Genomic DNA, 11,597 nt, shown 5'->3' with positions numbered 1-11,597 from the left:
GAGAAGAGATGTGTCCCGTTATCGCCGACCAGGCTTCCCGGCACTCCACTGGCTACTTTACGTATCCCTTACGCCATTTTGATGGGGCTATGACGGCAGTCCAGACAGCCGAACATTGCCGGACTCCGGCATAAATGCGTCACTTATCGGGCGTCTATCGTGGGCGTACGCATCAGAGAGGTGTCCATGAACGGAAATCCGCTGTACCACGGCATCGCGCTGGCGGTGGGCACCCTGCTCGTGCTCCCCCTGGCAGTGGCGGCGCTCAACGGCTGGACGTCGCGCGGACTTCGGGGGCGGCGGCTGGCCGTCCGCCCCTACGCATGGGCGCTCCTCTGCCTCTATGCCGTCATGCCGCTGAACGCCGTCCCCCGCATGATCGACGCACCCTCCGGCGTCGTCATGGCCTGCAGCGGTCTGGGCTTCGGCTTCGTTCTGGTGGCCGTAGCGTGCTTCCTGCGCGCCGCATTGCCCCCCGCTGCGTGAACTCGCGAGCGAAGAGTTGACCGCGATGCGTGGAGGCAGACTCCTTACATGGGCGCGGCGCAGCCTCACGGAATCCCGTATCGCGGTCGCCCTCGTGGTCGCCGGTGCTCCTGTGACGCTGGCCGGAGCCTTGCTGTACGTCCTGCCGGGCCCCGGTTTTCCGGTGCTGGTCATCGGCCTCGCCGCGCTCATCACGGGCCTGGTCATGCTGGGGTCACGGGCTGACCACAGCTGAGCGGGCATGCGAAGACACCTTCGGCGCTCCTGCCAGTCCGCGCCGGCTGTCGACCTGATTCCCGCTCGCGTTCTATGTGCCGCCGCATCTCGTCGGGCGGCGGCCTAGTACTGCAACGGCGTTTGGCGTGATGGTTTGTTGGCTTCTGGTGACGTGTGGCCGCGTCGTTTGTAGTGGCTGATGCGGGCCTGGAACTGGCGTCGGCGGCGCCAGTTTGACCAGTGCAGGACGTGCTCGACGGGTGGTGGCCATCGGTGGGTGAGGCGGGTGATCAGTCGTCGGAGTTCAGGGAGGGTGAGGGGTATGAGCTGGGAGGATCCGTTTCTGCTTTCCCGGAATCCAGGGCCCGGGCCCGGAGCATGGTGAGGTAGGCGTGGGCGGCCATGGCCAGGGTGATGTGGCGGTGCCAGCCGGGGTAGCGGCGGACCTGATAGTCGTCCAGGCCGCACTCCTGCTTGGCGGTCTGGAAGCATTCCTCGATTGCCCAGCGGCTGCCCGCGACGCGGATGAGCTCGTCGAGGGTAGTGTCGGCGGGGCAGTAAGCGATGTAGTAGGAGATCTGGTCCGGCCGGCTCACACTTCGGCGGGCGATCACCCAGTGCCGGCGGTCCTCCCGGTGCCAGGGCCGGACCTCGACCCTCGCCCAGTCGTAGACCCGCGGGCCTTGGGCGCCCATCCCGCAGGAACGACGCTTCCACTTCTGCCTCGCAAGGCCGTTGAACAGGTCGTGAACTGGGTGGTCCATCGCCCAGCGGGAGACGACGGTGTCATGCCGGGTGGTGGCCATGACATGGAAGACATCAGCCCGCTCCAGCTCGGTCCGCCAGCCCTTGGAGAAGCCGTAAGCAGCGTCCGCGGTCACCCACCGGAACGGAAGCTTCTCCGCGATCGCCCGGCGGACCATGGCTTTGGCGATGACGACTTTCGTCTCGAAGGCCACCGTGTCCTCGATGCCCGCGGTCTGGCAGCGTTCCCGGTCATCGGTCCATGACGTGGGCAGATACAGGCGGCGGTCTATCAGCGTTCGACCGCGGGCACCGGCATAGGCGAGGAAGACACCGACTTGGCAGTTCTCCGTCCGGCCCGCCGTTCCCGAGTACTGGCGCTGGACCCCGGCGGAGCGGACGCCCTTCTTAAGGAACCCGGTGTCGTCCACGATCAGGACCGCGTCCGGGTCACCGAGATGCTCAACGACGTAGTCACGGACGTCGTCGAGGACTTCATCGGCGTCCCAGTCGCACCGGTTCAGCAGCCGGTGCATCCGGTCCGGAGCCGCATGCCCCGCCTCCTCGGCAAGCGTCCAGCCGTTCTTCCGCTCCAACGGAGATATCAGCCCCCGCATATACGCCAGTGCCGACTCACGCGGCTCAGACCGGGCAAACCGGTGCACGAACCGCTCATGCACCTCACCCAGACCCGCCGCCCACGCCCTCACATCACCAACCATCCCACCCATAATCAGACCAACGACCGTCCTGGCCACCAGTCACGCCAAACGCCGTTGCAGTACTAGAACCGTGTCGACCAAGATCACTGTCAGGCGGCGCAGCCGTACTTCTTGGCGAGCTTGGTGGCGGCCTCCTGCACCACGGCCGCATTGTTGCGGATCGCGGGGGCGTCCCGGTCGACGAGGTCCTTCCTCTCCTCTTCCCCCTTTTCCGAGGGCGCCATGAGCGTCACCGTGATGTTCGGCGCCGTCGAGCCCATGCGGGCGGCACAGCCGGCGGGCAGGTTGGCCTCGGCCTTGTCGGGAAGCGCCCAGCCGGTGAAGCCGGGGCCGAGGGGGACGGAGTCCTTGGGCTTGTAGTGAGGGTCGTTCCGGTTGTCTTCGATGATCAGGGTGTAGACCCCTCGGGGGTAGTCGCTGTCCGCATTGGCACGCAGCACCTGGCACCCCTTGAACACCGCGTGATCGGTTCTCTTGCCCTTGCGCTCCCACTCCTCCGTGCTGACCTCGCCCCCCTTGCCGTCGTCGATCAGTTCCGCCGTCTGACGGCTCAGCGCCCCATGACACAGCGTCTGCGGTAGCGGCGGCTTCTCGTCGTCGGGCCAGAAGCCCGCCGTCACGACGGCCACCCCGGCGGCGCCGAGCACGATGGTCAGCGGCAGCCACTTCCTGTCCATGTCTACGGCTGTCCCATCTTCTTCTGGGCGTCCTCGATGCCCTGCTGGTACCAGTTCTCGGCAGTCGTCTGGAGACCGTCCTCGTACTCGCCCGGGCTCGCGTCCAGCTCCTCCTGCGTGAGGCCCTTCTCGGTCGCCATCTTCCGCATCATGGCGTTCATCGGGTTCTCGCCGTTCTCGAAGTGGTTGACCATGTTCTTACGAGTTTCCTCGTCGACCTTGGCATTGAGCTCGTTCATGTACCCGGCCGTGCCGGCGTCGACCGTGCGCTGGAGCGCGTCGCCGACGATGGGGATGGCTTCAGGCTGCTCCCGGCACTCTCGCTCGCCGCGCTCGCGTGCTTGCCCGCGGGCTCCAGGCCGTTGAACAGCGCGTGGGCGGCATGGCCGATCTAGCCGAGATCGTCGTCCTCGACCACATAATCGGCCGAGCCCGGCGTCGGCGCCGAACCGCCCGAACTGCCGGCCTGGTTCAATCGCATGGTCACGGCCGCCTTGTCCGCGGCCCACTCTCCTTCGAACGACATCGTCAGCACCCCCCCGTGTTGCTGGTCGTAAACCTGCCCCGTCGGCCACGCTACCCACCTGGGTAACCAACGGCTACAGATGATCGATCATACGTACGGGTTCCGTGGGATCGAGCGCCGCCCGGGGCTGGCCAGGTCGCAAGACTGCCGACGTCGCAGTCGAGAACTGCCCAGGCGGGCCGAAGAGTCTGGGCCGGATGCCGCACCATGAGCGGATCCGCAGAGCGGATCGGCTGACATCAGCGGCTCGATCCGGTCCCACTGTGGAGACTTGGGCTCCTGGCCCGCATCCCCTTCGAGATGCTAGTCGCCAGCAAGAGCATGACCGTCTAGCAGCTCCGGTGCCGCTCTCACTGGGTGAGTGGACGAGGCGAGTCGGACCTGTCTGGCGGCTCGGGAGGAGCTCGCACGCGACACTGCACTTGACTACCTTGTGGCGCGCGGGTTCCGTGCTGTTCAAGGACAGGATTCTGCGAACTCGCTCGCTTCGTGGAGGCCGGCGCGGAACGGGCCCGGCGCGAAGAGCGTCGACGACGGAAGGCGCGGCGATGTTCGGGAATGAGGGGGGCGAGGGTGAAGCGTGGCATAGCCTCGTACGTGGGCACGGCGAACTCCTCAAGGGCGAACGAAGAAGCCCCCGTCCGGGACCCGGGCCGCTGGGGTACGCACCTGGCGGTGTGTGCTGCGCTACGGCACATGATCGTGACTTCGATGCGTCGCGAGTGATCCTCGCCGCCGGTAGGCGGGGAGGGTAGGAACGACGCGCAGCCTCGTACGGGTCGTGCTTGCCATCCGTACGTCCGACGTCAGCCTGCCGCTCCCGGCCCGGCTCCCAGGTGCGCCGCCGGGCACGCGGTGGCTCTGTAATCCCCGGGGCTGCCGGACGGTGTTCCGCCTGCCCGGCGCAACCGGACAGGACCACGGCCGCGAGCACGGTCAAAGTGGCGGCGTACGAGGGAAGCACGGTCGTCTCGAATGGAACCTCTCCAACGGACGGGGTGGAGCCCGTCGCGACGGTCTCGCATTCCCAGCCCGCCAGGCCTGCGCAGCCGTGCGGGTGGTCAGCGTGACGAAGGGGTTGCCACGGCGGCAACCGCAGACCTGGCACCACCACCCGGGCAGGGCTGACCATGACATCTGCCGACCCGTAGGACATTGCCTGGCCCCGGCAAACCTGGAACCCGAAGACCGGCAGCACCGCCCCTGCAGCGACCGGCCGCGCCGTCGATAGAGTCACCAGGCCGCACCGCGATCCGGCGACCGCCGTACCAGTGCCTTCGGCCCGCGGCATGCGCAGCCCTGTACCGCTTGCACACCTCGTAGGAGCCGGACGCATGAGATGGCACTGGATCGGCCTCGCTGTCTTCACCCTCACCCTGCTGCCGACAGGCCTGGCCATGGCCGCAGACCGGGTGCCGGAGCGGCTGCGCGGCAGGCTGACGCCCGTGAGGCCGCACGGTTGGTTCCTCCTGATGATCTATGCCACCGCACCTGTCAACGCGCTGCCCCGCCTGGCCGGGGCGTCTCCCGATGTCACGCTCGCCTGCACGGCAGCGGGTGGGGCCTTCGCTGTCACAGGCTGCCTGTTTCTGGGCTTCGCCACCTTCACCCGTGAGCGCCGCCAGGTCGCCACCCGCGAGGGTTCCTGAAAACCGTGTCCCTCTTACGGACGCGCGCCAGGCGGCGTGAAGCCGTCTCGCTCCTCGTGTGGTGGGCCATGCTCACCCTTGCCGTCTGGCTGCTGGGCCGCGCCACGGGCCGCCCGGTCGGCCTCATGCCAAGCGTCGCGTCCGCCGCCCTCCTGGCTGCCGTCGGCGAAACCGGTGACTTGGTTCGCCGACGCTGGACGGCACGGCGGCATGAGCGGGAAGAAGCGTCATGTCCGCCCTGAGGCCATACCGAAGCCTGCGCCACAGTGCCGGGACGAGGAGGTTCCCAGGCCGCTCGCGGACAGCCGGAATACGCAGGACGCATCGCCCCGACCCTGAATTCCCGCGATGTCCCCCAACGCGGCACTGCCGGGGCACCGGAGCGTCGGTGCTGCCGGGGGCGATGCCCCCTTATGCTTTGCTGACGGTGCTCGCACTGTGCGCACGGCCGGATCCCGGCATGCAGCGTCGCGGTCGTCACCGCCTGGTGCGGGCATCGCACGTGAGAGGTACCCATGAACGGCAACCCGGTGTACTACGCGCTCGCTCTCGTGGCAGCGACCCTGCTTCTGTTTCCCGTCGCGGTCGCCCTGCTCGCCGGCTGGACGCCGCCCGGCCTACGTGCGCGGGAGGTGAGGAAGCCGTATGCCCACGCGATTCTGTGCCTCTACCTCCAGGCCCCTCTGAACGCGCTGCCGCGGATGGCCGAATTGCCGCAGGGCGTGGTCACGGCCTGCGCGACGTTGGGAGTCGCCTGTGGCGGAGTGGCGGTCACCTTCCTGGTGCGAGCCCTCAGGGCCGGTCGCCGAATCGCGACGGGTGGTGCGCGTTGACCCCGGCCCTCTGTACCCGAGTCCGCATGTGGCTTCGCAACGACGGCACCGAACTCCGCGTTGGCATGCTGCTTGCGTTTGTGGGCGCGCCACTCTCGCTAGGGGGAGCCTTCCTTTACACCCTGCCAGAGCCCGGCTTTCCCCTTCTCTACATCGGGTTGTCCTGCTTGTTCACGGGGCTGGCCATGGTGGGCGCGAATACCTCTGGTCGACGTCGCCGCTGATGAGCGGTGCGCTGTCGGACCGATGGCCGGTAGCGCCTGGTCCTTCTCCGATCGGCCCGCCCCGGCTGCCAGCGGCGGCTGCGGCAATACGGATCGCCCGGCAGGCGGCCCGGCGGCGGCTGTGAACACGTGTGGCCTGCCGCCCCGGCGGACGGGTTGATGCTGACGTCCCTCCTCGTTCAGCCGACTTCGGAGGCGGAGGGTTTCGTGTCGCGCTGGTAGATGTCGGGGATGCCGTCGGCGTCGGCGTCGAGGTTCTCTTCTTCGTACAGGCGCTTGTAGACGGTGTTGCGGCGGCGGAGCAGTACGGCCGCCAGGACGGCGGCCGTGACGGAGGCGATGAGGACGGCAGCCTTGACGTGCTCTCCTACGGCTGCGCCGGGGAAGGCGAGCTCGCCGATGAGGAGGGCGACGGTGAAGCCGATGCCTGCGAGGACTGACAGCCCGAGGACATCGGCCCAGGCCAGGTCGGGGTTGAGCTCGGCTTTGGTGAAGCGGGCGGCGAGGTAGGTGCCGAGGAAGATGCCGAGGACCTTGCCGACGACGAGTCCGATGACGACGCCGAGCGGTTCGGGGGTGGTGAACACCTCTGCCAGGGCGGGTCCGGAGATGCTGACGCCCGCCGCGAAGAGGGCGAACAGCGGCACCGCAACACCGGCGGAGAAGGGGTGCAACAGGTGCGAGACGCGAGCAGCGGGGGAGGCCTTCTCGTCCTTGTCGAGGGTGGTGCGCAGGATGAGGCCCATGGCGACGCCGGCGACGGTGGCGTGCACGCCACCGTTGTACATGAGGGCCCAGATCGCGATGCCGAGGGGTACGTACCACCACCAGCCGCGGACGCGGTAGCGCTGGAGGAGGTAGAAGACGGCGAGGCCGGCGATGGCTCCGCCCAGCGCCCAGGGGTTCAGGTCGCTGGTGAAGAAGATCGCGATGATCAGGATGGCGCCGAGGTCGTCGACGACGGCGAGGGTGAGGAGGAAGGCGCGCAGGGCGGAGGGCAGGTGGGTGGAGATGACGGCGAGGACGGCGAGGGCGAAGGCGATGTCGGTGGCCATGGGGACGGCCCAGCCGTCGAGGCTGCCGCCGCCGGCCGAGGCGGTCGCGGCGTAGAGCGCGGCGGGCACGGCCATGCCGCAGATGGCGGCGATGACCGGGAGGGCGGCGGTGGCGGGGGTGCGCAGCTCGCCGACGACGAGTTCGCGTTTGAGTTCGATGCCGGCGACGAGGAAGAAGACGGCGAGGAGTCCGTCGGCGGTCCAGTGCCCCACGGAGAGGTCGAGGCCGAGCGCGGGTATGCCGAAGTGGAAGTCGCGTATCGCCTCGTAGGCGCCGCTGAACGGAGTGTTGGCCCAGATCAGTGCGACGACGGCGGCGCCGAGGAGAACCAGGCCGCCGACGGTTTCGGTGCGCAGGGCGGAGGCGATGGCCTGTCGCTCGGGCCACGGCATGAGGCCGAAGACGATACGCGGGCGCTGGTCACTCATGAGGGCGGGCCTTTCGGGGGCGTCGGCTGGAAATGGGCACACGGCCCCAAGGACGCCGACCAGACTTCCCGGCACACCGCGCGTCCCGGGCAGGCAGCTGCCCCTTGACGCGTTCTTTACACCTTATCCCGGGGTGCCGGATCCCACCAGAGGGGTTCTCACCTGCTGAAATGCAAATGAGCGGGCTCGTACACCAAGGCGCAAGGTGTGTACGAGCCCGCTCGGGAGCCGGGCCGCGGGGGCGGTCAGACGGTGGTCTTCACCGGCTCCTGGTCGTCGTCCTCGTCTGCTTCGGTGTCCAGGCCGGCGTCGCGGCGGCGGACGTAGTCGAGGAAGTTGTTCAGCTCGCGCTTGACGATGGGGGCGAGCAGGTACAGGCCGATGATGTTGATGACGGCGAGCATGAAGAGTACCGCGTCGGCCATGTCGATGAGCGTCTGCAGGGTCAGCAGCGAACCGGCGACCGCGAACAGGGTGTACATGACCTTGAAGGTGAGCTCACTGGCCTTGCTGCGGCCGAAGAGGTGGGTCCAGGCCTTCATGCAGTAGTAGCCCCAGGTCAGCACGGTGGAGATGGCGAACAGCATCACCGCGATGGTGAGGATGTACGGGAACCAGGGCAGGACCGTGCCGAAGGCGTCGGAGGTGATGGTCACGCCGCCGATGGACTCGCCCTTGCGGGCCTCGCCCCAGCTGGCCGGGTTGGCGATCACGATGGTGAGCGCGGTCATGGTGCAGATGACGACGGTGTCGATGAACGGCTCCAGCAGGGCGACCAGGCCCTCGCTGGCGGGGTGCTTGGTCTTGACCGCGGAGTGCGCGATCGGCGCGGAGCCGAGGCCGGCTTCGTTGGAGAACGCGGCTCGCTTGAAGCCGACGATCAGCGCGCCGAGGACACCGCCGGCGACGCCCTGGGGGTTGAAGGCGCCCTCGATGATCGAGGAGATCGCGGAGGGGAGGGCCGAGACGTTGACCGCGATGACGACGAGGCAGGCGGCGATGTAGATGCCGGCCATGGCGGGGACGAGCTTGCTGGTGACGGAGGCGATGGAGCGGATGCCGCCGAGGAGCACGATGCCGACGATCGCGGCGATCAGGATGCCGAAGAACAGGGCGCCGGCCGAGGAGCCCATCATCCCGGACTCGCCGCCGGTGACGGAGACCAGCTGGGCGTAGGACTGGTTGACCTGGAAGAGGTTGCCGCCGAAGAGACCGAAGAAGAGGATCATCGCGGAGGCGAGGACGGCGAGAATCTTGCCGAGGGTCTTGCCGCGGGCGCCGAAGCGCTCGGCCAGGCCCTTGGGCAGGTAGTGCATGGGGCCGCCGGAGACGGTGCCGTCGGCGTGCACCTCGCGGTACTTCACACCGAGGGTGACCTCGACGAACTTCGTCGCCATGCCCAGAAGGCCGCAGAGAATCATCCAGAACGTGGCGCCCGGGCCACCGATGGAGACGGCCACCGCCACACCAGCGATGTTGCCGAGGCCGACGGTGCCGGAGACGGCGGCGGTCAGCGCCTGGAAGTGGTTGACCTCGCCGGCCGACCCCTTCTCGTCGTACTTGCCGCGCACCACGTTCACGGCGAGGCGGAACTTGCGTATCTGCACCAGCCCGAACCAGCCGGAGAAGACGAGACCGGCGACGACCAGCCAGGCGACGATCAGCGGAAGCTGTGTCCCGGCCACGGGGACCGAGTAGAAGACGATGTCTCCGAGCCATGTGGCGATGGGCTCGAAGAAGCCGCTGACGGCATCGTCGATGGAGCTGGTGATGGTGTCGAGTGACATCAGGTTTTACCTCGATGGCGCAGGACCGGCGCAGTGCGGTGCGTCGGTGACAAGTGCGGGCTTGGCGCGAACGCCGTTGTCCGATCGGTGACCGTGACCGTCTCGATCCGCGGACTCGGATCGAAGCTCTCCTGGTTGGGCAAAGCCGGGTGTGCGTGCCGGCGCTCCGCCATCCGGCGAGTGCACCGAAACGGAGTTGCGTATTCCTAGCACACTCTTTATGGAATCTTTAGTGATGCAAATCACGTTCTCGGGGGAGGGTGTCTGAATGCCTGGGCCAGTGACGCGATCGTTATTCGGATCTGCGCTTCTCCTGAGCGGACGCCGATGTGGGGTGAAGGCTCCCCGGAGGTCGGCGACGGGCTGAGGAGACAAGGACGGGGTATGGGGTCCGCATGAACTGGCTGGTCACCTTGGCGGGCGCGAGCCTCGTGCTGTTGGTCCTGCGGGACGTGTTCCACACCCTGTGGCACCCCACGCGCCACGGCGGTCTCAGCCGACTGATCATGACGGCTCTGTGGCGGACGGCGTCCTTTCTGCCACGGCGCCGCCGGGCCCCAGGGCTGGCGGGCCCCCTTGCCATGGTGATCGTGGTAGCGGCTTGGGCCTTTACCGCTGTCCTGGGGTGGACCCTCATCTACTGGCCGCACATGCCGCAAGCCTTCACCTACGCCACCGGTCTCCATCCCGCCGACCACGCGGGATTCACGGACGCCCTGTACGTGTCCCTGGTCCACATTTCCACCCTCGGCCTCGGCGACATCGCGCCCGCCGAGGGATGGCTCCGGATCCTCGCCCCCATGGAGGCCCTCGTCGGCTTCGCCCTGCTCAGCGCCACGGTGGCATGGACACTCGGCATCTACCCCGCCCTGGCACGCCGCCGCGCCCTCGCCCTACGCCTCTCCCACCTCGCCCGCACCCACCCCACAACAGAGCAGATCGACACCCACGCGGGCGCTGCCACCCTCGACGGCCTGGCCGGGGCCGTGGCTGTGGTCTCCGTCGACTTCCAGCAGTACGCCGAGTCCTATTACTTCCACGACGGCGACGACCGGACCTCACTCGCCCGCCAGATCACCTGCGCCGTGAACCTGGCAGACCGGGCCGCGGGCGCCCGTCACCCCGACATCAGGCTGTCCGCCGCCGTGCTTCGGGCAGCACTCGACGACCTGGCCGCCATCCTCGACGAGCGCTTCCTGCATACCCAGGGCTCGGCGCGCGAGGTTTTCGAGGCCTTCGCCCATGACCACGGCCGCCATACTGGCGCCGGAACCTGATGTGACCGGCCGGCCTTCACTCCCGTAGGTCGTGCCCGGGCCGGGCAGCGTGCCGCCCGTCAGGGAGGGCGAGCAGGTGGCGCGGATCCGTTGCCCGGTTGGCGGCGCTCTCCACGGCGCCGACCCGGTCGGCGAGCAGGCCGAGCGCGCCGACCGCCCGGATCAGCGGGTCGTCGTCCCGGCCTCCGAGGGCCTGTGCCCGAGAGCCTCGACGCGATCTTGTCCGTATTGCGGCAGGAGCCCTGGAGCCGGAACGGCGGTTCGGTCGGCTCGCGTCGCCCTGGGCCGCGGAGGCGATATAGGCGGAGTTGACTGCAAGGACCGTCTTCCGGGCGGTGAGGAGGTGACGCAGTAGGCCAAGGATCCGGTCCAGTTCTCCGGGGGATACAGGTGGGCCAGCCGGTCGCGTCGAGCGGCGGTGGAGGGTGACGGTGCCCTGGAGCTGCCCGCACTGGTCGATGAGGCGTTCAGCTTCTTGCGCCCCAGCTGACGGATCGGTGCGCAGAAGGGTCGCGCGTCACCTCGGCTGATCCGCAGGCGGGGTCTCCGGCGGATGGTGACGTTCCGCGTTCTCCAGGGGCAGCGGTGGCGAGCCGGTAGTGGCGCCGTCGGCCTCCGCAGCGTCGGCGAGTGCCTCTGCGGCGGCTTCTGCCGCATTCGCCGCGTCCTTCGCGGCCCGGACGGCCAAGTCGTCCGACGCGGATGTTCGGCGGGTAGCGGCCGACTGGGGGAGGACCTCGAGATCGCTGCCTTGTTCGGCGAACTGATCGAGAGTCTCTTCAGCCCCGACGGCACGAACTGACCGCCGGTTGCGGCAGCGGCTGCTCGGGGCGCCGGCGGCGGTGACGCGGGTAGTTGCCCGGTAGGACGCTGCCGACTACTGAGGATTTCGGGTTGTCGTCGGGTGGTGACGGTTCATGATCCCTGCGCTATGCAGGTGGTATGCGTTATCCGGAGGGTGGGGGCCTGACC

At 68.3% G+C, this 11,597-nt stretch carries 11 protein-coding genes; 5 read left to right on the top strand and 6 right to left on the bottom strand.

Going from position 1 to position 11,597, the window contains the following annotated elements; genetic code table 11:
* The first annotated feature begins 186 nt into the window (after positions 1-186).
* The gene (locus ACZ6S8_RS35310; RefSeq protein WP_469461977.1) at positions 187-486 is read left to right on the top strand and encodes a hypothetical protein; all 300 of its coding nucleotides are present in this window, start codon (positions 187-189) and stop codon (positions 484-486) included.
* A gap of 25 nt (positions 487-511) precedes the next feature.
* The gene (locus ACZ6S8_RS35305; protein ID WP_469461975.1) at positions 512-721 is read left to right on the top strand and encodes a hypothetical protein; all 210 of its coding nucleotides are present in this window, start codon (positions 512-514) and stop codon (positions 719-721) included.
* A gap of 271 nt (positions 722-992) precedes the next feature.
* Here the strand turns inward: ACZ6S8_RS35305 and ACZ6S8_RS35300 are convergent, their stop codons facing one another.
* The 4 genes from ACZ6S8_RS35300 to ACZ6S8_RS35285 all read right to left on the bottom strand — a co-directional run bounded on the left by ACZ6S8_RS35300 (position 993) and on the right by ACZ6S8_RS35285 (position 3,371).
* On the bottom strand, positions 993-2,177 hold the full coding sequence (locus tag ACZ6S8_RS35300) for an IS701 family transposase (RefSeq protein ID WP_469462058.1): 1,185 nt from the start codon (positions 2,175-2,177) through the stop codon (positions 993-995).
* A gap of 80 nt (positions 2,178-2,257) precedes the next feature.
* The gene (locus ACZ6S8_RS35295) at positions 2,258-2,845 is read right to left on the bottom strand and encodes a hypothetical protein (protein ID WP_469461973.1); all 588 of its coding nucleotides are present in this window, start codon (positions 2,843-2,845) and stop codon (positions 2,258-2,260) included.
* Positions 2,846-2,847: 2 nt separating this feature from the next.
* Positions 2,848-3,084 (bottom strand): hypothetical protein, encoded by a 237-nt coding sequence (locus ACZ6S8_RS35290; RefSeq protein WP_469461972.1) that lies wholly within the window; start codon positions 3,082-3,084, stop codon positions 2,848-2,850.
* Between the two features lie 152 nt (positions 3,085-3,236).
* Positions 3,237-3,371: a hypothetical protein gene (locus ACZ6S8_RS35285; RefSeq protein WP_469461971.1), complete on the bottom strand. Its 135-nt coding sequence runs from the start codon at positions 3,369-3,371 to the stop codon at positions 3,237-3,239.
* A gap of 1,334 nt (positions 3,372-4,705) precedes the next feature.
* Between ACZ6S8_RS35285 and ACZ6S8_RS35280 the strand changes: the two genes are divergently transcribed.
* The gene (locus tag ACZ6S8_RS35280) at positions 4,706-5,020 is read left to right on the top strand and encodes a hypothetical protein (RefSeq protein WP_469461970.1); all 315 of its coding nucleotides are present in this window, start codon (positions 4,706-4,708) and stop codon (positions 5,018-5,020) included.
* Positions 5,021-5,535: 515 nt separating this feature from the next.
* Entirely contained in the window at positions 5,536-5,853 is a 318-nt protein-coding gene (locus ACZ6S8_RS35275; protein ID WP_469461969.1) for a hypothetical protein, read from the top strand.
* Between the two features lie 403 nt (positions 5,854-6,256).
* Here ACZ6S8_RS35275 and nhaA read toward each other — a convergent pair whose 3' ends face one another.
* Positions 6,257-7,561 carry a Na+/H+ antiporter NhaA gene (gene nhaA, locus ACZ6S8_RS35270; RefSeq protein WP_469461967.1) on the bottom strand — a complete coding sequence of 435 codons (1,305 nt, stop codon included), beginning with the start codon at positions 7,559-7,561 and terminating at the stop codon, positions 6,257-6,259.
* A gap of 245 nt (positions 7,562-7,806) precedes the next feature.
* Positions 7,807-9,348 carry an alanine/glycine:cation symporter family protein gene (locus ACZ6S8_RS35265; RefSeq protein WP_469461966.1) on the bottom strand — a complete coding sequence of 514 codons (1,542 nt, stop codon included), beginning with the start codon at positions 9,346-9,348 and terminating at the stop codon, positions 7,807-7,809.
* 395 nt (positions 9,349-9,743) lie between these two features.
* On the opposite strand from ACZ6S8_RS35265, the gene ACZ6S8_RS35260 reads away from it, so the two are divergent.
* Positions 9,744-10,625, top strand: a complete 882-nt coding sequence (locus tag ACZ6S8_RS35260; RefSeq protein WP_469461964.1) for a potassium channel family protein — start codon at positions 9,744-9,746, stop codon at positions 10,623-10,625.
* The last annotated feature ends 972 nt before the right edge of the window (positions 10,626-11,597 follow it).

Source organism: Streptomyces sp. NPDC048461 (assembly GCF_055587105.1).
This window is presented reverse-complemented; position numbering and strand designations above follow the sequence as displayed.

Excerpts from the sequence above, each read along its gene's own strand:
- ACZ6S8_RS35305 (WP_469461975.1), top strand. The coding sequence starts at position 512 with ATGCGTGGAGGCAGACTCCTTACATGGGCGCGGCGCAGCCTCACGGAA.
- nhaA (WP_469461967.1), bottom strand. The coding sequence starts at position 7,561 with ATGAGTGACCAGCGCCCGCGTATCGTCTTCGGCCTCATGCCGTGGCCC.
- ACZ6S8_RS35310 (WP_469461977.1), top strand. The coding sequence starts at position 187 with ATGAACGGAAATCCGCTGTACCACGGCATCGCGCTGGCGGTGGGCACC.
- ACZ6S8_RS35280 (WP_469461970.1), top strand. The coding sequence starts at position 4,706 with ATGAGATGGCACTGGATCGGCCTCGCTGTCTTCACCCTCACCCTGCTG.
- ACZ6S8_RS35275 (WP_469461969.1), top strand. The coding sequence starts at position 5,536 with ATGAACGGCAACCCGGTGTACTACGCGCTCGCTCTCGTGGCAGCGACC.
- ACZ6S8_RS35265 (WP_469461966.1), bottom strand. The coding sequence starts at position 9,348 with ATGTCACTCGACACCATCACCAGCTCCATCGACGATGCCGTCAGCGGC.
- ACZ6S8_RS35285 (WP_469461971.1), bottom strand. The coding sequence starts at position 3,371 with ATGTCGTTCGAAGGAGAGTGGGCCGCGGACAAGGCGGCCGTGACCATG.
- ACZ6S8_RS35300 (WP_469462058.1), bottom strand. The coding sequence starts at position 2,177 with ATGGGTGGGATGGTTGGTGATGTGAGGGCGTGGGCGGCGGGTCTGGGT.
- ACZ6S8_RS35260 (WP_469461964.1), top strand. The coding sequence starts at position 9,744 with ATGAACTGGCTGGTCACCTTGGCGGGCGCGAGCCTCGTGCTGTTGGTC.
- ACZ6S8_RS35290 (WP_469461972.1), bottom strand. The coding sequence starts at position 3,084 with ATGAACGAGCTCAATGCCAAGGTCGACGAGGAAACTCGTAAGAACATG.
- ACZ6S8_RS35295 (WP_469461973.1), bottom strand. The coding sequence starts at position 2,845 with ATGGACAGGAAGTGGCTGCCGCTGACCATCGTGCTCGGCGCCGCCGGG.